The sequence below is a fragment of the Pseudomonas sp. S3(2024) genome, assembly GCF_036861315.1.
GTDB classification, from domain to species: domain Bacteria; phylum Pseudomonadota; class Gammaproteobacteria; order Pseudomonadales; family Pseudomonadaceae; genus Aquipseudomonas; species Aquipseudomonas putida_A.
The window spans coordinates 774509-796112 of the sequence record NZ_JAZAQQ010000002.1 but is presented as its reverse complement, the minus strand read 5'-3'; the positions used below and the strand labels follow the sequence as shown (position 1 = coordinate 796112).

Here is a 21604-nt window from a genome sequence, read left to right as displayed (position 1 = left end):
CCACCGCTGTGCCCGCCCTTATTTCAAACTGTCGAAGATGAACTGCGCCGTGTCCTTCCAGGCCACCGGCTTGTAGTCACGCTTGATCGCCTCTTCCCTGGCAGCCAGCGCTGCCGGATCGAACGCATACTTCTGCAGCTCCGCCACCCACGCCGAGACATCCCACGGCTCCAGGTAATCCAGCAGCTCACCACCCACTTCCGGTATCGACGCGGCACTGGAAGCGAGGCAGTACTTGCCGGCAGCCAGACTCTCTGCAACCGGTAATCCCCAACCTTCATACAGCGACGGAAATGCCGTCATCATGCAATGACGATAGAGGTGCATGAGGTCCGAATCGGAGACATTGTTCAGGATGCGAATGTAGTCCCTGGTTCTCGGATCAAGCTGGATATCCGCCAGCAAGTCACCAACACCCCAGCCCGACATTCCAACAAACACCAGTTTCGGCAGATCCTGAACGCCACTATCAATCAGACGTGTATAGGCGCGGTAAAGAACCTCGTGATTCTTGCGGCGCTCGATCGTTGAAACGAACAGTACAAAACGCTCATTCAACAACGCTTTCACATCAGCACTGATGTCATCGCTCAGTTCATGCGAGAGCTGGCATCCCAGCTTGACCACCGCCGTTTGCGGGACCGGTGCACCCAACTCTTCGAGCAGTGCGATCAGGTCCTTGCGCGTGCATTCCGAGATACAAAGGATCTTGTCCGCACACCAGGCGACGTCCGTGAAATAGTTGGCGAACCTGGCCGCCACATCACCCACGCACAAATGGGGAAGCCTTACCGGGATCACGTCGTAGCAGAAGAGAATGACGCGCAGACCGACCTTCTTCTTGAGCTCATAAAGATGCGGAAGATCCTTGTTGTCCCAGTCCAGACCCACGGAAATGTAGCTATCACCCTTCGAGAACGGATGACCGGCCGTCGCTGCCTTGACGGACGACGGCGTAAAGACATGAGTCCGGTTGGCTGGCTTCAGGAACCCCTTGATAGCCGACCGCATGTGCCGAAGAGCAATCACGGCCTCGACCATTGACACACGGCGCAACTGGAAGAACTGATAAATGCGCCCACTGACTTTTGGCGGCAAGCGGTTGAGCACCTTTATCGCTTTCTCTTTCAGTCGGGCCTCGATCGAACTCTTGTTCGCGCTACTCGCAGCAACCTTGCCCGGCACAGCAGCGTGCGCACCGGAGATTCGCTTGAGCGTCGCGGCCACCTCAGCGGTGTCGACGGCGCTGTAGCCCGTGGCACGGTTGTAGAAGCAAAACTTCACGCTCTCACCGGCAGCAATCAACTCAAGCGCATGAGCGGCCGCTTCCGCCTCGGTACGAATAATGCCTACCGCCGGCCGCCGCCAGCCAAGGATGGTCGTTACGTCAAACCAGGTAGTCATGCTTGCGCCTTCTTTTCAATGACTTGTATTGCTGCATGCGGAATCGATTCCAGGCTCCGGGCCCAGGTCAATGATTCCCGGGACTCTCTATCCGGACCGTTGCCATCGATCGTTGCCGGCCCGGTCAGGCGCTTGCGGATCGCCGCGTGAAACTCGTTCGGCGTACGGGCAACACTGATTTCCGGCAGATCCAGATGCTGTTCGAAGCCGCGAAACGCAGACTCCGTTCCGACCACGTATTTGCCCGAATAAATGGCTTCCGCCGTCTTGATGTTCGAGCCGCCGCCATGGGGAATCGGTAACAGAAACGCATGAGCGAGGGTTTTCACCGCATCCAGGTCATCGTCAGGCAGCATGTACAAAAGTTTCAGGCGCGACAGGTTCAATTGCCCCCAGCGACTGTCCCGAAGCGTCGACTCCAGGTGCTCGCAAACACTGCCGACCACCACCAGCTTGCTGTCAGGCGGAATGCACGCCAGAGAACTCCCCAGACACTCATTGAAGCCCTTGAAATTAGGTGGATGAGCACTGGCGACATAGAGAATCCACGGTGATGCTGGCAGGCGCGCCTTCCAGCTCTCGAGCACTTCGGCCTTGGCCGTCCAGGGCGCAATGCCGTTAGGGGCCAACAGCGGCATTTTCGCCCCCCAAGCCTTGAGGATGTCGTAATCCGCTTGCGTTACCGCTACGGCAATATCAGCCTCCAGCGCAGCCTTGCGCTCAAGGGCTTCAATATCGGCAATGACCGGCTCGGCACCCTTGATCCCGTAACTGTCGAGAATTTCCAGCTTCAGCGGGGCCTCGATGTTCTGGGACCCGTAAATCAGGCAAGCATTACTGTATTGCGGCAGCTGTTTGATCTTCAGGACCAGCGGCCATAGCCATGGCTGCTCGACATGAATGACGTCAATCACTGCAGGCAGCTTTTTGAGGATTTCGGCAAACCCGCCCTGCTCCGAGGCGGCGAACTCCCCCGACAGCAAATCGTTGATCAACGGCACATAGGTGCCCTTGTATTTGCGAAAGCTGCTGCCAGCGGGAAAGCTGACATCATTGGAACCCAATGTCGACGGCGGGTAACCCTCAGGCTCATAAACGGCCAGATGAGTAACGCTCCAGCCATTTTCCTCGAAGGTTTTCGCGATGTTGGCAACCCGGACCTGGCCGCCGTGGCGGGGGCTGATGATCGGATAGGTGCTTAGCAATAAAACCGTTTTCAAAATATGAACCTATAAAATTGATATTTCACAACCCGCGACCGCACCGCGATGTTTCGCTCACCGAAGCACGGGCGCTGTTGAATACCAAAGAGACCAAAGGTCTCATGCACCCTTGATCAGCGTTTCAAGCTCTTTCAGTCGAGCCCACATCAACGCTTGATCGCCCCTGGACTCGACGTTCAGCCGCAACAGTGGCTCTGTGTTGGAACCACGCAGGTTAAAACGCCAGTTGTCAAAGGAAACGCTGATGCCATCCGTTCTGTCGAGGACCGGACTCTGGGGCAAATAGTGCTCAAGAACCTTCTGCAACATCGCCGGCACATCGTCGACCCGATAGTTGATTTCGCCGGTGCACGGATATGCCGCAATACGCTCGTCAACCAGTTGCGCAAGGGTCTTTCCGGTGGTGGACATCAGCGCTGTCACCAACAACCACGGAATCATCCCGCTGTCGCAGTAGGCGAAGTCGCGGAAATAGTGGTGGGCGCTCATTTCGCCGCCGTAGATCGCATCCTCAAGGCGCATGCGCTCCTTGATGAAGGCATGCCCGGTTTTGCACAGGACCGGTACGCCGCCTGCCTGCTCAACCTGATCGATGGTGTTCCAGGTCAGGCGCGGGTCGTGAATGATCTTGCTGCCCGGGTGCTGTTTGAGCAGCATTTCCGCCAGCAGGCCAACCAGATAGTAGCCCTCGATGAAGCGACCGGTTTCGTCGAAAAAGAAGCAGCGGTCAAAGTCGCCGTCCCAGGCCAGTCCCACGTCACAGCCCTTGTCCAACAGCGCCTGGCGCGTCAGTTCGCGATTTTCCGGCAGCAGAGGATTGGGCACGCCATTGGGAAAGTTACCGTCCGGTTCGGCATTGATCAGCACCCACTCGAAGGGCAGCTTGTCGATCAGTTCCTGCAGTACCGGACCGGCGGCGCCGTTGCCTGGGTCGGCGAGTACCTTCAGCGGTTTCAGATCCGCAACGTCGATATACGTCAACAGATGGGCGATGTAGCGTCCCTTGTCCAGCTCGTGACGAACACCACCAGGCTCGTCTGCCAGGGGACCGAGATCGCCACTTTCCACGCGGTCTCGAATCGCATTGAGCCCTGTATCGCCACTGATCGGTCGCGACTGCGACTTGACCAGCTTCATGCCGTTGTACCCTTTGGGGTTGTGACTTGCAGTGATCATCACACCGCCATCGGCACCGAATGCGCTGGTGGCGAAGTAGACTTCTTCGGTGCCACACAAGCCGATATCAATGACCTGCGCCCCGGCCTCGCGCAGACCGCGGGTCATTGCTTCGGCCAGCATCGGGCTTTCCAGCCGCATATCCCGCCCCAGCACGATGCTCTTGCCTTGCAGCTCGGTGACCATGGCGCGGCCAATCCGATAAGCCACATCTTCGTTGAGGTCGGAGGGCACCTGGCCACGGATGTCATAAGCCTTGAAGCAGCGGGTTTTGATAGGGGTATGCATTCTGGTCTCTTGCCGGGAAACGGGGACGACACATTTCGAACGGGTCGTGCGTCATCGATAGGAATTAAAGTCGAGGGTGGACACATGCAAATAAGCCTGACCGGTTGAACAATCACCCGTCAGGCTTATGACTGCCAGCACGCTGTTACTTGTCAACGCGGCCGTAGATGTCTTCAAAACGAACGATATCGTCCTCACCCAGATACTCGCCGCTCTGCACTTCGATGAGCACCAAGTCGATCATGCCCGGGTTCTCCAGGCGGTGCCGGTGACCCGCACGGATGAACGTCGACTCGTTGGTGTCGAGCATCAACTCCTGCTGATCATTGACCACCTTTGCCATGCCGCTGACGACAATCCAGTGTTCGCTGCGATGGTGATGCATCTGCAGGGACAGAGAGGCTTTCGGCTTGACGACAATGCGTTTGATCTTGAAGCGCTCGCCGTTTTCCAGGGTAGTGTACGTGCCCCATGGACGATGCACCGTGCGATGCAGCAAATGCACGGTATGGCTGCAGGCCTTGAGCTGGTTGACGATATGCTTGACGTCTTGAGCATGATCCTTGTGGGCGATCATCACCGCGTCGGGCGTATCGATGACCAGCAGATCTTCCACACCGACCAGGGCTGTCAGGCGCCCTTCACTGTTCACATAGTTGTTGCGTGAGCCATGGGACAGAACCTCACCTTCGAAACGGTTGCCGTTTTCGTCAGCCGGGGTCAGCTCGCTCACGGCATTCCAGGAACCGATGTCGCTCCAGCCAATATCGCAAGGAATGGTAGCGACTTTCGTCGAGCGCTCCATCAGGGCGTAGTCGATGGAGATATCCGGAACCTCGGCAAAACGCTCAGCATCCAGCGCCAGGCAGCGATATTTGCTCGAAGAAGTCAGGCGCGAGGCTTCGATTGTTTTAGCAACGGCATCGACGACATCAGGCGCGTGCTGGCGAAGTTCTTCCAGTACCGTGCCCACCCGGAAGCAGAACATGCCGGAATTCCAGAAATAATTGCCGGCACTCACGTACCCCTGGGCTGTCTCCAGGTTGGGCTTCTCGACAAAACGCGCGACCTTCAAGCCGCCCTCGAGTGGAGCATCCTTCTGCGCCTCGATGTAGCCAAATCCGGTTTCCGGATAGGTCGGCTGGATACCGAACGTGACCAGCCAGCCCGTGCTGGCCAGCGCAACGGCCTTGCCGACCGCCGCCGCAAAAGCTTGTTCGTCCTTGATCAGGTGATCGGCTGCCAGTACCAGCATGTGCGCGTCAGGACCATGGGTCGCCTCAAGTTGCAGCGCCGCCGCAGCTACGGCCGCTGCAGTATTGCGCCCGAAGGGCTCGAGGATGAAACCCTGAGCGTGCTTGGCCGTATTGACTACACCGTACTCGTCTTCAGTCTTGAACAGCAGTTCACGATTGGTGACCGTGAGGACCTCAACGACACCTTCAAGGCGCGAAGCACGCAAGAACGTCTTCTGGATCAGATTCTGACCATCCGGCAGATCCATGAAAGGTTTGGGATGAGCCTCGCGAGAAACAGGCCACAGGCGGCTGCCAACTCCACCAGACAAAATTACGGGAATCAGTTCCATGCTCTAAATCCTTAATCCCCCTTCCTGCCGATTGTTATCAGGAAAGCGGGCTCAGTTATGTTACTAGTCGTTCCTGCACTGAGATCAGCGCAAATTTTTACCCCTGCCGTTCGCATGCAAGCAGCAGATACACTGACACTTTCCACCCGAAGGTACCGCCCCCCCCCCTTCAAAAGTACATAAGGGGGCAGACAGACTGATTCGACCAGCGAAACTTCAAATACACCGTCAGGTTCTGGCTGCCATTCTAGCGCGACAGCCATGAATTAATAACTCGGTAATTAACCTGCCAACCTGTGGACCGACGGAAAGAACACATTCAATTCGAAGGATGATCCAGCAGCTTCTGCAGGTACTGTCCGTAACCGGTTTTTTTCAGGCGATCAGCCTGTGCCGCGACGTGTTCAGCGCTGATCCAGCCGTTGCTGTAGGCAATTTCTTCGAGACAGGCGACTTTCAACCCCTGGCGATGCTCGATGGTATGCACGAAGTGCCCCGCTTCGAGCAACGAATCATGGGTACCGGTATCCAGCCAGGCGAAGCCTCGGCCCAACATTTCGACATTGAGCGTCTTCTGCTCCAGATAGGCACGGTTGATGTCGGTGATTTCCAGCTCGCCACGCTCCGAAGGCTGAATGTTCTTTGCAATCTCCACGACTTGGTTGTCGTAGAAATACAAACCGGTAACCGCATAGTTGGACTTCGGCTTGAGAGGCTTCTCTTCAATGCTCAACGCACAACCGTTTGCATCGAATTCCACCACCCCGAAACGCTCCGGATCGGAAACGTGGTAACCGAACACTGTAGCACCTGAGGTCTGGGCATTGGCCGAGCGCAGGTTCTCGGTAAAATACTGCCCGTAGAAAATGTTGTCGCCGAGGATCAGACAGCAAGGATCATCACCAATGAATTCTTCACCAATGATAAACGCCTGGGCCAGACCGTCAGGGCTAGGCTGCTCGGCATAACTCAGCTCGACTCCGTACAGGCTGCCGTCACCCAGCAGCTTGCGGAAGTTCGGCAGATCCTCGGGCGTGGAGATGATCAGAATTTCACGCATGCCCGCCAGCATAAGTACCGACAGCGGATAGAAAATCATCGGCTTGTCATAGATCGGCAGCAATTGCTTGGATACACCAAGAGTGACCGGGTGCAAGCGTGTGCCTGAACCACCGGCCAGAATGATGCCTTTACGGTTGGTCTTGATCATTTATCGAGAATTTCCCTGAGCATTCGGGTTACACCACTTTGCCAATCCGGCAAGTGTAAAGAAAAGGCCCGGCACAGCTTGTGAGTATTCAAACGAGAGTTCAAAGGTCGGCGTGCAGGGGTTGGGTAGGCACTGGTTTCAATCGTATTGATCGCTGTCACCGCGAACGCCTCACCCTGGCGGCGGGCAAAGTCGATCACGAATGACGCATAACCATGCCATGAGACTTCGCCGCCAGCCGCCAGGTGGTAAACCCCGGCAAGCTCTGGAGCCAGCAAGACACGCCGAATAGCCAGCGCCGTGACATCGGCAATCAGGTCCGCTCCCGTGGGTGAACCGATCTGGTCCGCGATCACGTTCAGCGTGTCGCGCTCCCTGGCCAGCCTCATCATGGTCTTGGCGAAGTTGCTGCCACGGGCTCCATAACACCAACTGGTACGGAAGATCAGGTGCTTGCAACCCGAGTCGATAATCACCTGCTCACCGACAGCCTTGCTGACGCCATAGCGATTCAGCGGGGCAACCGCATCAGTCTCTACCCAGGGTGTCGATCCCTGCCCATTGAATACGTAGTCGGTCGAATAATGAATCAACCATGCATCCAGCGCCGCAGCTTCTTCGGCCATGACCTGGCAGGCCTGCGCGTTCACGCAATGCGCCAGTTCGATCTCGACTTCTGCCTTGTCCACAGCTGTGTATGCCGCCGCATTGACGATAATGTCCGGACGCACGCGACGAAGGGTGGCTCGCAGGCCAACAAGATCGGACAAATCGCCGCACAGCCCGTCTTCGCCATGACGATCCAGCGAGATCAGCTCTCCTAGTGGAGAAAGGGAGCGCTGCAGCTCCCATCCCACCTGACCGTTTTTCCCCAGCAAGAGAATTTTCATCACTGGCCTGAACGATCCGCGTAGTTCTGATCAATCCATTGCTGATAACTACCGTTTTTTACATGGGCGACCCAGTCGGCATTGTTCAAATACCACTCCACCGTCTTGCGAATGCCGGTTTCGAATGTTTCTTGCGGCGTCCAGCCAAGCTCACGCTGGATCTTGCTGGCATCGATCGCGTAGCGCTGGTCATGGCCAGGCCGATCCTGAACATAGGTGATCAGACTGGCATGAGGGCAATGGGCGGACTCAGGACGCAGCTCGTCAAGCAATGCACACAGCGTGTGCACCACTTCGATGTTTTGCTTTTCGTTATGACCACCGATGTTATAGGTCTCGCCAACCACACCTTCGGTTACAACTTTATAAAGTGCACGGGCATGATCTTCGACATAGAGCCAGTCACGGACCTGATCACCCTTGCCGTACACCGGCAACGGCTTGCCCTCCAGTGCATTGAGAATGATCAGCGGAATCAGCTTTTCGGGAAAATGGCACGGGCCGTAATTATTCGAGCAATTGGTCACCAGTGTCGGCAGCCCATAGGTTCTGGCCCAGGCGCGTACAAGATGATCGGAGCTGGCCTTGCTCGCCGAATAGGGAGAGCTCGGCTGATAAGGCGTTTCTTCGGTGAAAAGGTCTTCCGGCCCTTCAAGGTCGCCGTAAACTTCGTCCGTCGAGATGTGATGGAAGCGAAAAGCTGATTTGCGATCACCTTCCAGGCCCGTCCAGTAGTGCCGGGCAGCTTCAAGAAGAGTGTATGTACCAATGATATTGGTCTGAATAAATTCGGAGGGACCGGAGATCGAGCGGTCAACATGCGACTCTGCCGCCAGATGCATGATCGCATCCGGCTGATGCGCTTGCAGGACACGTTCAATCTCTGCGCGATCACAGATATCTACGTGCTCGAAAACATAACGCGGGTCGTGACTGACTTGCGCCAGCGATTCAAGGTTACCGGCATACGTCAACTTGTCGACGTTCACTACAGAGTCGGATGTATTGGAAATGATGTGACGGATAACTGCCGAGCCAATAAACCCGGCACCGCCGGTTACTAGAATTTTCACGCGAAACCATACCCTTGAGGTGCTGACAGGGCTGCCAACCGAGCACTGTCTGATCCATGAATGCAAAAGCCCAAGTCGCAAGGCTTCTTTAAAAGCGAATTTTCAGCGACAAGCAAATATGCCGCTGTCGAACAAACGCGGCATTTTACAGCTTAATGAACGTTTTACTAATGGATATGGACAGGCCGCGGTGCAAATTCATCACACCCCCACCCCACAGCATTTCACCCCGATAGCTTGCGGGAGGCACTGGAAGAACGCCCCAAAAACCAGCCCAGTACCGGCCCGATCAGCATCCCGACGAGCAAAGCAATTACCATGATCAGAGACACTGGAAGTTGCGGACCAGCCCAGCCAAGAAACATCAGCGAGATGGATTGCTGATTTTCCAGTACAAACGCCAGAATCACCAACACCAGCAGCAGAATAAAAACACCAAGAAGTATGCGCTTGAGGTTACGCATGAGTAACTCCTTGAAAAGTAGCGACTGTCAAACTCCCTCCTCCTCTTCCTCATTCACCCGGTCACGCAACTCCTTGCCCGGCTTGAAATGCGGAACGAATTTGCCGTCGAGACTAACCGACTGACCGGTCTTTGGATTGCGACCTACGCGCGGCGCACGATAGTGCAGGGAGAAGCTGCCAAACCCACGGATCTCGATGCGATCACCGGTGGCCAGGCACTGGGACATTTGTTCAAGCATGGTCTTGATGGCCAGCTCCACATCCTTGGATGAGAGTAGCCCTTGATGGGTGACAATTCGTTCGATCAACTCCGACTTCGTCATATTTTTCCCTTCTTTTTCAAGCAGCTAGATCAGCGCTTGAAAGGTTTTAGCACGCCCGGAAGATTTTGAACAGCCCAGGGATTGACATATCTTCCTTGGCGCCGAAACGCCTGTTTTCAGTGCACAAAAGCACAAGCCGAAGCAGTACACACTCAACGGCACATGACCAGCATGGTTCGAGTGACGTAGCCTGCGGGATTGAAGCCAAACGGATATTCATCTTCATCCTTGGCCTGATCAGATCGGGTGATTACCCTGTAACCCGCGCCCTTGCACTCCTTCGCTGCGCGCTTTTGGCATTTCTCCCACCCCGAACCCAGACCAGAGCAGTCGATCTCGATACCGCTGACGCCACGCACTGCATGCGTCTTGGCACTTGTGGTGCAGCCCGCCAATACCAACACCGCGATCAAGACAATAAATCTGTTCATCCACTTCCTTATGCCAGGCAACGCCCGACTACTGCACGACTAATACCCAGCTTAGTCGCGAATAGGCGATTGATCCGATTAAAGAAACAGACAACCCGTTGAAGGGATTGGTTTCACCAACACTCCACTCCCAACCGTAGCGCACCAAATCGCAGGCACAAAAAAGGGCGACCGAAGTCGCCCTTTTTCATGATCAAGCAGAACTTAGTTCTGTTTGGCCATTGCTTGACGCAGCAGTGCCGCCATAGTGGTGTCAGCTGCTTCACCTTCCGGAGCTGCTTTCAGGCTCTGGATGGCTTCTTTCTCTTCAGCATCGTCTTTCGACTTGATCGAGAGCTGGATTACGCGGCTCTTGCGATCAACGCTGATGATCTTGGCTTCAACTTCCTGGCCTTCTTTCAGAACGTTGCGCGCGTCTTCAACGCGATCACGGCTGATTTCAGAGGCTTTCAGGGTTGCTTCGATGTCATCGGCCAGAACGATGATGGCGCCTTTGGCGTCAACTTCTTTCACGGTACCGGTCACGATAGCGCCCTTGTCGTTAACCGAGACGTACTCGGAGAACGGATCGCTTTCCAGTTGTTTGATGCCCAGGGAGATGCGCTCGCGCTCTGGGTCAACCGACAGGATGACGGTGTCCAGCTCGTCGCCCTTCTTGAAACGACGTACGGCTTCTTCGCCCACTTCGTTCCAGGAGATGTCGGACAGGTGAACCAGACCGTCGATGCCGCCGTCCAGACCAATGAAGATACCGAAATCGGTGATCGACTTGATGGTGCCGGAGATCTTGTCGCCCTTGTTGAACTGGCCAGAGAAGTCTTCCCACGGGTTCGACTTGCACTGCTTGATGCCCAGGGAGATACGACGACGCTCTTCGTCGATGTCCAGAACCATGACTTCCACTTCGTCGCCGACTTGTACGACTTTCGAAGGGTGGATGTTCTTGTTGGTCCAGTCCATTTCCGAAACGTGTACCAGACCTTCAACGCCTTCTTCCAGCTCAGCGAAGCAGCCGTAGTCGGTCAGGTTGGTTACACGAGCGGTAACGCGAGTGCCTTCTGGGTAACGGGCTTTGATAGCAACCCATGGATCTTCGCCCAGTTGCTTCAGGCCCAGGGAAACACGGTTGCGTTCGCGATCGTATTTCAGAACCTTGACGTCGATTTCGTCACCAACGTTGACGATTTCGGAAGGATGCTTGATACGCTTCCACGCCATGTCGGTGATGTGCAGCAGGCCGTCCACGCCACCCAGATCGACGAATGCGCCGTAATCGGTGAGGTTTTTGACGATACCTTTGACTTGCTGGCCTTCCTGCAGGGATTCCAGCAGAGCTTCACGCTCGGCGGAGTTCTCGGCTTCCAGGACGCTGCGACGGGAAACGACAACGTTGTTGCGCTTCTGGTCCAGCTTGATGACCTTGAATTCCAGCTCTTTGCCTTCCAGGTGCGTGGTGTCGCGCACTGGACGGACGTCAACCAGGGAACCTGGCAGGAACGCACGGATGCCGTTAACGTCGACAGTGAAGCCGCCTTTAACCTTACCGTTGATAACGCCCTTGACCACTTCCTCAGCTGCGAAGGCTGCTTCCAGAACGATCCAGCATTCAGCGCGCTTGGCTTTTTCACGGGACAGCTTGGTTTCACCGAAACCGTCTTCAACCGAATCCAGAGCAACGTGAACTTCGTCACCGACATTGATAGTCAGGTCACCAGCATCGTTGTAGAACTGTTCCAGCGGGATGAGTGCTTCAGACTTCAGGCCAGCGTGAACGGTTACCCAGCGAGCCTGGTAATCGATATCAACGATAACACCGGTGATGATGGAGCCTGCCTGAAGGTTCAGGGTCTTTAGGCTTTCTTCAAAGAGTTCCGCAAAGCTTTCGCTCATTTTAATTCCTGTAGATGAGGGCGAAGAATACGCCCATCTCCACACCCCAGACGGTGTGGGTTAGTTTCATTTAAAAGAAGCGCCGCAGGACTATGACTGGTCCCCTGCGACCTTCTTGGTCACCCGGCGATATCGCGAATGGCGATCTCGCTCATGATGCGTTCAAGCACCTGATCGATGGACAACTCCGTGGAATCCAGCTGTATCGCATCAGCCGCCGGCTTGAGCGGGGCTACTGCGCGCTGGGTATCACGCTCGTCGCGTGCACGGATCTCATCTAGCAGACTCGACAGACTAACACCCTCGACTTTGCCCTTCAACTGCAAATATCGGCGGCGCGCCCGTTCCTCGGCACTGGCAGTGAGGAAAATCTTCAGCGGCGCATCCGGAAAAACCACCGTTCCCATGTCGCGACCGTCGGCCACCAGGCCCGGCGCTTCCTGGAAAGCACGCTGGCGCTGCAGCAGCGCCTCGCGTACCGCCGGCAATGCGGCCACCTGAGAAGCACCGGAACCGACGCTTTCGGTACGGATGACATCGCTGACTTCATCACCTTCCAGAATGATGCGCTGCAGTTGACCGTCGGTCGCCGCGATGAACTGAACATCCAGATGAGCGGCCAGTTTCTTCAGCAGCTCTTCATTGGTCAGGTCGACACCATGGTTATGCGCAGCGAACGCCAGCAGGCGATACAGCGCACCGGAGTCCAGCAGATTCCAGCCCAGACGCTTGGCCAGGATCCCGGCGACCGTGCCCTTGCCCGAACCGCTTGGCCCATCGATGGTGATGACCGGTGCAATGTTTTTCACGACTGAGCCTCTTGAGCCACGCGAATGCCGACTTGCGCGCACAGCGCGAGGAAGTTCGGGAACGACGTCGCGACGTTGGCGCAATCATGAATGCGGATCGGTGCAGTGGCGCGCAGCGAAGCGACGCTGAAAGCCATGGCGATACGGTGATCACCGTGACCATGCACTTCGCCGCCACCGATCTGGCCGCCATCAATGATGATGCCGTCCGGAGTCGGCTGGCACTTGACGCCCAGCGCCAGCAAGCCGTCCGCCATGACTTGAATGCGATCCGATTCCTTGACGCGCAGCTCTTCGGCACCGGTCAGCACGGTACGACCTTCGGCACACGCCGCCGCCACGAACAGCACCGGGAATTCGTCGATGGCCAGTGGCACCAGCGCTTCCGGAATCTCGATACCCTTGAGTTTAGCAGCGCGCACACGCAGGTCAGCCACTGGCTCGCCGCCAACTTCACGCTGGTTTTCCAGGGTGATGTCTGCGCCCATCAGACGCAGGATGTCGATGACGCCGGTACGGGTCGGGTTGATGCCAACGTGCTCCAGCACCAGCTCGGAACCTTCGGCGATCGACGCGGCCACCAGGAAGAACGCCGACGACGAGATGTCGCCCGGCACTTCGATATGGGTCGCAGTCAGCTTGCCGCCGGACTCGACCGACGCGGTGGCGCCATCGACGCTTACCGGGTAGCCAAAACCGCGCAGCATGCGCTCGGTGTGGTCACGGGTCGGCGCCGGCTCGGTCACGGTGGTCTTACCTTCGGCGTAAAGACCCGCCAGCAGCAGGCAGGACTTCACCTGAGCACTGGCCATCGGCATGGTGTAGGTCAGACCCTTGAGTTTGTGCCCGCCACGAATGGTCATCGGCGGACGACCTTCGGCGGCGGTTTCGATCACGGCGCCCATTTCACGCAGCGGATTGGCCACGCGATTCATCGGACGCTTGGACAGCGACGCATCGCCGGTCAGGGTGCTGTCGAAGTTCTGCGCCGCCAGCAGGCCGGACAGCAGACGCATCGAGGTGCCGGAGTTGCCCAGATAGATCGGACCCGGCGCTGGCTTCAGACCGTGCAGGCCGACGCCGTGAATGGTCACACGACCGTGGTGCGGGCCTTCGATGACCACGCCCATGTCACGAAATGCCTGCAAGGTCGCCAGGGCATCTTCGCCCTCGAGGAAACCTTCAACCTCGGTCACGCCTTCGGCCAGCGAGCCGAGCATGATCGAGCGGTGGGAAATCGATTTGTCACCTGGTACGCGAATCCGACCGGACAGGCGGCCACCAGGTTGAGCCAGGAAAATCAGATCGTTGGAATTCATAGCGTCCACATAGGCCCTGCGGGCCAGGATTTTACTGAAATGCTCGCGGGCAACCCGGGCGCGCGTGAAGACGCCCAACAATTGGTGCCCATCCCCTGCATCGACCGCGTCGCGCAAGGCGTCGAGGTCGCTGCGAAATGTATCGAGTGTGCGCAGGACAGCCTCGCGGTTGGCGAGGAAGATGTCGTGCCACATCACCGGGTCGCTTCCGGCGATTCTTGTGAAATCGCGGAAACCGCCCGCAGCGTAACGGAAGATCTCAAGGTTTTCATTGCGTTTGGCCAACGAGTCGACCAGACCGAAGGCCAGCAGGTGCGGCAGATGACTGGTCGCGGCCAGCACTTCATCGTGGCGCTCGACCTGCATGTGCTCGACGTCGGCACCCAGTTCGCACCACAAGCGATCAACCACCGCCAGTGCGGCCGGGTCGGTCTGCTCGAGCGGCGTCAGAATCACCTTGTGCCGACGGAACAGCTCAGAGTTGGAGGCTTCCACCCCGCTCTGCTCGGAGCCGGCAATCGGATGGCCCGGCACGAAGCGCGCTGGCATACCGCCAAACGCCTCGGTGGCCGCGCGCACCACATTGCCCTTGGCGCTGCCGACATCGGTCAGAATCGCCTGCCCCAGATCAACGCTCGCCAGACGAGCCAGGACTTTCTCCATGGCCAGAATCGGCACCGCCAGCTGAATCACGTCGGCGCCCTGACACGCAGCGATCAGATCATCTTCACAACGATCCACCACACCCAACTCGACCGCCAGCTTGCGCGATTGCGGGTCGAGATCGACCCCGACCACTTCGCGGCAGATACCGCTTTCACGCAAGCCTTTGGCAAACGAACCACCGATCAAGCCCAGACCGACCACTACAAGGCGACCGATCATAGGTGCAGCAGATTGCAGAGCAGTGACATCACCCACGAGCCAGAACCTTACGCAGCGCTTCGAGGAAGCGGCTGTTTTCCGCCGGCAGACCGATGGTCACCCGCAGGTGGTTCGGCATGCCGTAATTGGCCACCGGACGCACAATCACGCCTTCACGCAGCAAGCCCTGAAAGATCGGCGCTGCGACCTGACCGAGATCGACGCAGATGAAGTTGCCTTTGGACTCGATCCAGCTCAGACCCAACTCACGGAACCCCGCCTGCAACTGCTGCATGCCGGATTCGTTGAGCTGACGGCTTTGCGCCAGATACTCTTCGTCTTTCAGCGCCGCACAGGCCGCGGCCAAGGCCAGGCTGTTGACGTTGAACGGCTGGCGCACGCGGTTCAGCACGTCCGCTACTACCGCAGTGGACAGGCCATAACCGACGCGCAGCGCTGCAAGGCCATAGGCCTTGGAGAACGTGCGCGATACCAGCAGATTCGGGTACGCCGCGAGGAAATCCAGACCGTCCGGCAAATCACTGCCTTCGGCGTATTCGATGTATGCCTCGTCCAGCACCACCAGGACGTGCTCCGGCACGTCCTGCAAGAACTCGTCCAGCGCTTCGGCGCCGAACCAGGTACCGGTCGGGTTGTTCGGATTGGCGATGAATACCACGCGGGTATTGGCGTCGATGGCAGCAAGCATCGCAGGCAAGTCGTGCCCCCAATTCTTGGCCGGAACCACTTTGGCCTGCGCACCGACAGCCTGGGTGGCGATCGGGTAGACAGCGAACGCGTGCTCACTGAACACGGCGTTCAGGCCCGGCGCCAGATAGGCGCGCGCCACCAGCTCGAGAATGTCGTTGGAGCCGTTGCCCAAGGTCACCTGATTCAGCTCGACGCGGCACTGCTCGGCCAACAGCGATTTCAGCGCGAAGCCGTTACCGTCCGGATAACGGGTCAGCTCGGCCAGTTCTTCGCGGATCGCCGCCAAGGCTTTCGGACTGGCGCCCAGCGGGTTTTCATTGCTTGCCAGTTTGACGATCTTTGCCGGATCCAGATCCAGCTCGCGCGCCAGTTCGTCCACAGGCTTGCCCGGAACGTACGGCGAAAGTTGTTGCACGCCCGGCTGTGCCAGAGCGAGGAAGTTGCCACTCATTTGCTACCGCCCCTTAGAGAACTGCTTTCGGGTAGGAACCCAGCACTTTGAGTGCTACTGCTTCCTGGCTGATCTTTTCCAGCACACCTTTGATCAGCGGATCACGGTGGTGGCCGACGAAGTCGATGAAGAACACGTAGGTCCATTTGCCGCTGCGCGACGGACGGGTTTCGATCCGGGTCAGGTCGATCCCGTTGTCATGGAACGGCACCAGCAGCTCGTGAAGCGCGCCGGGCTTGTTGCTCATCGAGACGATGATCGAAGTCTTGTCGTCGCCGGTCGGCGGCACTTCCTGGTTACCGATCATCAGGAAGCGCGTCGAGTTGTCCGGACGGTCTTCGATCTTCTCGGCCAGACGCGTCAGGCCATACAAGCCTGCGGCCATGTCGCCGGCAATCGCCGCCGAATTCCACTCACCCTTGACCCGCTTCGCCGCTTCAGCGTTGCTCGACACCGCCACGCGCTCGACATTCGGATAATGCGCGTCCAGCCACTTGCGGCACTGGGCCAGCGACTGCGCGTGGGAGTAGATGCGGCTGATGCTGTCGGTCTTGGTGTTTTCACCGACCAACAGGTGATGGTGGATGCGCAGCTCGACTTCACCGCAGATCACCATGTCGTGCTCGAGGAAGCTGTCGAGGGTGTGGTTGACCGCGCCTTCGGTGGAGTTCTCCACCGGCACCACGCCAAAGTTCACCGCACCCGCCGCCACTTCACGGAACACTTCGTCGATTGCCGCCATCGGCTTGCTGATCACCGCGTGGCCGAAGTGCTTCATGGCCGCCGCCTGGGTGAAGGTGCCCTCAGGGCCGAGGTAAGCCACTTTCAACGGCTGCTCGAGCGCCAGGCACGAGGACATGATTTCGCGGAACAACCGCGCCATCTCTTCGTTGCCCAACGGCCCCTGATTGCGCTCCATCACCCGCTTGAGCACCTGAGCTTCACGCTCGGGACGATAGAACACCGGCACTTCGCCTTCGGCCAGCGAGGCCATCTTTACTCGCGCAACTTCCTGGGCGCAGCGGGCACGCTCGCTGATCAGCTCGAGAACCTTGCTGTCCAGAGCGTCGATGCGAACGCGCAGTGCCTTGAGTTCTTGCTCGGACATCAGCCGTGTTCCTTCTCGAATTCAGCCATGTACGCCACCAGCGCGTTGACGGCGTTGATGTCGACGGCGTTGTAGATGGAGGCGCGCATGCCGCCCACGGAGCGGTGGCCCTTGAGGTTGAGCAGGCCGCGCGCATCGGCACCGGCGAGGAACGGCTTGTCCAGGCGATCGTCAGCCAGACGGAATGGCACGTTCATCCACGAGCGGTCCGACTTGTTGATCGGGTTGCTGTAGAGACCGCTGGCATCGATGAAGTCATACAGCGTGCGCTGCTTGACGTCATTCAGTTTGGCGATCGCTTCAACGCCGCCATGCTCTTTCAGCCACTGGAACACCAGGCCGGACAGGTACCAGGCCAGGGTCGGCGGCGTGTTGTACATCGAGCCGTTATCGGCCGCGACCTTGTAGTCGAGCATGGTCGGGCACAGCGCACGCGCCTTGCCCAGCAGGTCTTCGCGGATGATGTTGACGACAATACCGCTCGGACCGATGTTCTTCTGTGCGCCGGCGTAGATCATGCCGAAACGCGAGATGTCGACCGGACGCGAGAGGATATCCGAAGACATGTCGGCGACCAGCGGCACATCACCGGTTTCCGGGATCCACTGGAATTCCAGACCGCCGATGGTTTCGTTCGGCGCGTAGTGAACGTAAGCGGCGTCTTTCGACAGATTCCACTCGTTCTGGCCCGGAATGGCGAAATAGTCGTAAGGCTTGGCGGTGGCGGCAACGTTGACGTGGCCGTAGCGCGAGGCTTCTTCGATGGCTTTCTGCGACCAGATACCGGTGTCGATATAGTCGGCGCTGCCGCCTTCAGGCAACAGGTTCAGCGGAATCTGCGCAAACTGCTGGCTGGCGCCGCCTTGCAGAAACAGCACTTTATAGTTCGACGGGATATTCAGCAGGTCACGCAGGTCCTGCTCGGCCTGGGTAGCAATGGACACGAACTCATCGCTGCGATGGCTCATTTCCATGACCGACAGACCCTTGCCATGCCAATCAAGGAGTTCACCCTGGGCACGTTGCAGGACAGCTTCAGGAAGCGCCGCAGGACCGGCACAGAAGTTATAGGCTCGCTTGCTCACATCCAATCTCGCTCTGATTTGGTGGTATCACGCATTACATCATCAGCCGACACAAATCGAATGTGGGAGCGGGCTTGCTCGCGAAAGCGGCTGGACTGGTGACATCGCCATTGAATGTCAGTCCCTCTTCGCGAGCAAGCCCGCTCCCACACTGGATCTTCATGGGTGTCGAAATTTCATACCAGACAAATAACAAGGGGGCGAATTTTCATCCGCCCCCTCGCTTGTCCGCTTATTCCTGCGGCTCTTCGTCAGCTGCGGCGTCGAGTTGCTGGTCCTCGGCAACGTCGTCGTTCACGACATCTCCCTCGAACCCGGCACCCTCTTCACCTTCAAGCTCATCGCCTTCGACTTCCGACGGCTCCTGAACCCGCTCCAGACCAACCAGGGTTTCATCCTTGGCCAGTTTGATCAGGGTCACGCCCTGGGTGTTACGGCCCAGGCTCGACACTTCGTCGACACGGGTACGTACCAACGTGCCCTGATCGGAGATCAGCATGATTTCTTCGCCGTCGAGCACCTGAACCGCACCGACCAGACGGCCGTTACGCTCGTTGCTGACCATGGCGATCACGCCTTGGCCGCCACGCTTGTACTCAGGGAACTCGGTGATCGCGGTACGCTTGCCATAACCACGCTCGGAAGCGGTGAGGATCTGGCTACCTTCTTCCGGGATCAGCATCGAAATCAGCTTCTGCCCTTCCGGCAGACGCATGCCGCGTACACCGCGGGCGGTACGGCCCATGGCACGCACGTCAGACTCTTTGAAGCGCGTGACTTTGCCGCCGTCGGAGAACAGCATCACTTCGCGCTCGCCATCGGTGATGGCCGCAGAGATCAGCACGTCGCCTTCGTCCAGCTCCAGCGCGATCAGACCGACGCTGCGCTGACGGCTGAAGGATTCCAGCGGGGTCTTCTTGACGGTGCCGTTGGCGGTCGCCATGAAGATGTAGTGACCTTCGGTGTATTCCTCGACCGGCAGCATGGTGGTGATGTATTCACCATCATCCAGCGGCAGCAGGTTGACCAGCGGGCGACCACGGGCGGCACGGGACGCTTCCGGAATTTCGTAAGTCTTCAGCCAGTACACCTTGCCTTTGCTGGAGAACAACAGCAGCGTGGTGTGACTGTTGGCCACCAGCAGGTGAGCGATGTAGTCCTCATCCTTGACGCCGGTCGCCGATTTGCCTTTGCCGCCACGGCGCTGAGCCTGGTACGCAGCCAGCGGCTGAGTCTTGGCGTAGCCACCGTGGGAGATGGTCACGACGCGCTCTTCTTCCGGGATCATGTCGCCCAGGGTCAGGTCGAGACGCGCATCGAGAATCTCGGTGCGACGCACGTCGCCGTATTCGGCGCGGATCACTTCCAGCTCTTCGCGGATCACTTCCATCAGGCGCACGGCGCTGTTGAGGATGCGGATCAGCTCGCCGATCTGGTTGAGGATCTCTTGATACTCGGCCAGCAGCTTCTCGTGCTCCAGACCGGTCAGACGGTGCAGGCGCAGTTCGAGAATGGCTTGCGCCTGCTCTGGCGACAGGAAGTACTTGCCTTCGCGCAGACCGTATTGCGGATCGAGGTTTTCCGGACGGCACGAATCGGCACCGGCACGTTCCACCATCGCCACCACCGCCGAGGATTCCCAAGGGGTGCTGACCAGCGCTTCCTTGGCTTCCGACGGAGTCGGCGACGCCTTGATCAGAGCGATCACCGGGTCGATGTTCGACAGGGCAACGGCCTGACCCTCGAGGATGTGACCACGCTCGCGGGCCTTGCGCAGTTCGAACACGGTACGGCGGGTAACCACTTCGCGACGGTGACGGACGAAGGCTTCCAGCAGATCCTTGAGGTTCAGAATCCGCGGGCGGCCGTCGATCAGCGCGACGATGTTGATGCCGAATACCGATTGCAGCTGGGTCTGGGCGTAGAGGTTGTTGAGGATCACCTCAGGCACTTCGCCGCGACGCAGCTCGATCACGACGCGCATACCGTCCTTGTCGGACTCGTCGCGCAGCTCGGTGATGCCTTCAAGCTTCTTCTCTTTGACCAGCTCGGCGATCTTCTCGATCAGACGCGCCTTGTTCAGCTGATACGGGAGTTCGGTGATGACGATCTGCTGACGGCCGCCGACCTTGTCGATGTCTTCGATGATCGAACGCGCACGCATGTAAATGCGGCCGCGACCGGTACGGTAGGCTTCGATGATGCCGGCACGACCGTTGATGATCGCGGCCGTCGGGAAGTCCGGACCGGGGATGTATTGCATCAGCTCATCGACGGTCAGCTCGGGGTTGTCGATGAGGGCCAGGCAACCGTCGATGACTTCACCGAGGTTGTGCGGCGGAATGTTGGTCGCCATGCCCACGGCGATACCGCTGGAACCGTTGACCAGCAGGTTGGGGATGCGCGTCGGCATCACCGCCGGGATCATTTCGGTGCCGTCGTAGTTCGGCACCCAGTCCACGGTTTCTTTATGCAGGTCAGCCAGCAGCTCGTGCGCCAGCTTGGTCATGCGCACTTCGGTGTATCGCATGGCCGCGGCGTTGTCGCCGTCCACCGAACCGAAGTTGCCCTGACCGTCAACCAGCAGGTAGCGCAGGGAGAAAGGCTGAGCCATGCGGACGATGGTGTCGTACACCGCGGTATCACCGTGCGGGTGATACTTACCGATCACGTCACCGACAACACGGGCAGATTTCTTGTACGGCTTGTTGAAGTCGTTGCCCAGCTCGCTCATCGCGAACAGTACGCGACGGTGCACGGGCTTGAGGCCATCGCGCGCATCCGGCAGTGCACGGCCGACGATTACGCTCATCGCGTAGTCGAGGTAGGACTGTTTCAGCTCGTCTTCGATATTGACCGGGAGGATTTCTTTGGCCAGTTCGCCCATGAGAAGCCTGATTCCTTTTTCTGGTGAAACTTCGTCATATCCATATGGGATGTACGAAGCTCGTCGGGGCAGGCTGAGTGCCATGCGCCGACTTACGACAAATCAACAAATCGAACCGTGGATTTGCGCAGTAAAGACAGCTCCATGAAGCTGCCTCGGAAAACGCCGGATGTTATCACAAGAGCCGCCACGCACCTATCCCCCAGATGCGCATGGAGCATAGTTAGTTGACCGATGACAGGCGTAAAGGGGACGAGAGAGGCTCAGAGCCTCTTTGAATACAGTTTTGAGGTCAGGTTTTGCGATGTTTATTGACTTTGATGACCTCATCGCGAGCAGGCTCGCTCCTACAGGGTTTGCGTTCGACACAAAACCTTGTAGGAGTGAGCCTGCTCGCGATGGCGTCCTT

At 58.0% G+C, this 21604-nt stretch carries 17 protein-coding genes; all 17 read right to left on the bottom strand.

What is annotated here, in order from left to right; all coding sequences use genetic code 11:
* Positions 1-18: 18 nt before the first annotated feature.
* The 17 genes from VLA07_RS08385 to gyrA all read right to left on the bottom strand — a co-directional run bounded on the left by VLA07_RS08385 (position 19) and on the right by gyrA (position 21195).
* On the bottom strand, positions 19-1404 hold the full coding sequence (locus VLA07_RS08385; RefSeq protein WP_333989011.1) for a glycosyltransferase family 4 protein: 1386 nt from the start codon (positions 1402-1404) through the stop codon (positions 19-21).
* Positions 1401-2624: a hypothetical protein gene (locus VLA07_RS08380; RefSeq protein ID WP_333989010.1), complete on the bottom strand. Its 1224-nt coding sequence runs from the start codon at positions 2622-2624 to the stop codon at positions 1401-1403. The genes VLA07_RS08385 and VLA07_RS08380 overlap by 4 nt, the downstream gene beginning before the upstream one ends.
* 102 nt (positions 2625-2726) lie before the next feature.
* Entirely contained in the window at positions 2727-4091 is a 1365-nt protein-coding gene (locus tag VLA07_RS08375) for a phosphomannomutase (protein ID WP_330206518.1), read from the bottom strand.
* A 145-nt stretch (positions 4092-4236) separates the two neighbouring features.
* Entirely contained in the window at positions 4237-5679 is a 1443-nt protein-coding gene (locus tag VLA07_RS08370; protein ID WP_333989009.1) for a mannose-1-phosphate guanylyltransferase/mannose-6-phosphate isomerase, read from the bottom strand.
* 319 nt (positions 5680-5998) lie between these two features.
* Entirely contained in the window at positions 5999-6889 is an 891-nt protein-coding gene (gene rfbA / locus VLA07_RS08365; protein WP_247268181.1) for a glucose-1-phosphate thymidylyltransferase RfbA, read from the bottom strand.
* Positions 6886-7779 carry a dTDP-4-dehydrorhamnose reductase gene (rfbD, locus tag VLA07_RS08360; RefSeq protein WP_247268180.1) on the bottom strand — a complete coding sequence of 298 codons (894 nt, stop codon included), beginning with the start codon at positions 7777-7779 and terminating at the stop codon, positions 6886-6888. Before rfbD ends, rfbA begins: the two co-directional genes overlap by 4 nt.
* The gene (gene rfbB, locus VLA07_RS08355; protein ID WP_247268179.1) at positions 7779-8852 is read right to left on the bottom strand and encodes a dTDP-glucose 4,6-dehydratase; all 1074 of its coding nucleotides are present in this window, start codon (positions 8850-8852) and stop codon (positions 7779-7781) included. Before rfbB ends, rfbD begins: the two co-directional genes overlap by 1 nt.
* Before the next feature lie 224 nt (positions 8853-9076).
* Entirely contained in the window at positions 9077-9316 is a 240-nt protein-coding gene (locus VLA07_RS08350; protein WP_247268178.1) for a LapA family protein, read from the bottom strand.
* Between the two features lie 27 nt (positions 9317-9343).
* A complete protein-coding gene (ihfB, locus tag VLA07_RS08345; protein ID WP_003189779.1) occupies positions 9344-9640 on the bottom strand; it encodes an integration host factor subunit beta in 297 nt (98 codons plus the stop codon).
* A gap of 152 nt (positions 9641-9792) precedes the next feature.
* Positions 9793-10071, bottom strand: coding sequence for a hypothetical protein (locus VLA07_RS08340; protein ID WP_027612423.1), 279 nt, complete (start codon positions 10069-10071; stop codon positions 9793-9795).
* A 204-nt stretch (positions 10072-10275) separates the two neighbouring features.
* Positions 10276-11961, bottom strand: coding sequence for a 30S ribosomal protein S1 (gene rpsA, locus VLA07_RS08335; RefSeq protein WP_027612422.1), 1686 nt, complete (start codon positions 11959-11961; stop codon positions 10276-10278).
* Positions 11962-12080: 119 nt separating this feature from the next.
* The gene (gene cmk / locus VLA07_RS08330) at positions 12081-12770 is read right to left on the bottom strand and encodes a (d)CMP kinase (protein ID WP_015093983.1); all 690 of its coding nucleotides are present in this window, start codon (positions 12768-12770) and stop codon (positions 12081-12083) included.
* A complete protein-coding gene (locus tag VLA07_RS08325; protein WP_333989008.1) occupies positions 12767-14974 on the bottom strand; it encodes a bifunctional prephenate dehydrogenase/3-phosphoshikimate 1-carboxyvinyltransferase in 2208 nt (735 codons plus the stop codon). The genes cmk and VLA07_RS08325 overlap by 4 nt, the downstream gene beginning before the upstream one ends.
* A 28-nt stretch (positions 14975-15002) precedes the next feature.
* Positions 15003-16115: a histidinol-phosphate transaminase gene (gene hisC / locus VLA07_RS08320; RefSeq protein WP_333989007.1), complete on the bottom strand. Its 1113-nt coding sequence runs from the start codon at positions 16113-16115 to the stop codon at positions 15003-15005.
* Between the two features lie 13 nt (positions 16116-16128).
* Positions 16129-17223: a prephenate dehydratase gene (gene pheA, locus VLA07_RS08315; RefSeq protein WP_003226907.1), complete on the bottom strand. Its 1095-nt coding sequence runs from the start codon at positions 17221-17223 to the stop codon at positions 16129-16131.
* Positions 17223-18308, bottom strand: coding sequence for a 3-phosphoserine/phosphohydroxythreonine transaminase (serC, locus tag VLA07_RS08310; protein WP_333989006.1), 1086 nt, complete (start codon positions 18306-18308; stop codon positions 17223-17225). Before serC ends, pheA begins: the two co-directional genes overlap by 1 nt.
* A 232-nt stretch (positions 18309-18540) precedes the next feature.
* Positions 18541-21195, bottom strand: coding sequence for a DNA gyrase subunit A (gene gyrA, locus VLA07_RS08305; RefSeq protein WP_247268174.1), 2655 nt, complete (start codon positions 21193-21195; stop codon positions 18541-18543).
* Positions 21196-21604: the final 409 nt, after the last annotated feature.

Excerpts from the sequence above, each read along its gene's own strand:
- VLA07_RS08385 (WP_333989011.1), bottom strand. The coding sequence starts at position 1,404 with ATGACTACCTGGTTTGACGTAACGACCATCCTTGGCTGGCGGCGGCCG.
- gyrA (WP_247268174.1), bottom strand. The coding sequence starts at position 21,195 with ATGGGCGAACTGGCCAAAGAAATCCTCCCGGTCAATATCGAAGACGAG.
- pheA (WP_003226907.1), bottom strand. The coding sequence starts at position 17,223 with ATGTCCGAGCAAGAACTCAAGGCACTGCGCGTTCGCATCGACGCTCTG.
- rpsA (WP_027612422.1), bottom strand. The coding sequence starts at position 11,961 with ATGAGCGAAAGCTTTGCGGAACTCTTTGAAGAAAGCCTAAAGACCCTG.
- hisC (WP_333989007.1), bottom strand. The coding sequence starts at position 16,115 with ATGAGTGGCAACTTCCTCGCTCTGGCACAGCCGGGCGTGCAACAACTT.
- VLA07_RS08325 (WP_333989008.1), bottom strand. The coding sequence starts at position 14,974 with ATGATCGGTCGCCTTGTAGTGGTCGGTCTGGGCTTGATCGGTGGTTCG.
- rfbD (WP_247268180.1), bottom strand. The coding sequence starts at position 7,779 with ATGAAAATTCTCTTGCTGGGGAAAAACGGTCAGGTGGGATGGGAGCTG.
- VLA07_RS08340 (WP_027612423.1), bottom strand. The coding sequence starts at position 10,071 with ATGAACAGATTTATTGTCTTGATCGCGGTGTTGGTATTGGCGGGCTGC.
- VLA07_RS08370 (WP_333989009.1), bottom strand. The coding sequence starts at position 5,679 with ATGGAACTGATTCCCGTAATTTTGTCTGGTGGAGTTGGCAGCCGCCTG.
- rfbA (WP_247268181.1), bottom strand. The coding sequence starts at position 6,889 with ATGATCAAGACCAACCGTAAAGGCATCATTCTGGCCGGTGGTTCAGGC.
- ihfB (WP_003189779.1), bottom strand. The coding sequence starts at position 9,640 with ATGACGAAGTCGGAGTTGATCGAACGAATTGTCACCCATCAAGGGCTA.
- VLA07_RS08375 (WP_330206518.1), bottom strand. The coding sequence starts at position 4,091 with ATGCATACCCCTATCAAAACCCGCTGCTTCAAGGCTTATGACATCCGT.
- VLA07_RS08350 (WP_247268178.1), bottom strand. The coding sequence starts at position 9,316 with ATGCGTAACCTCAAGCGCATACTTCTTGGTGTTTTTATTCTGCTGCTG.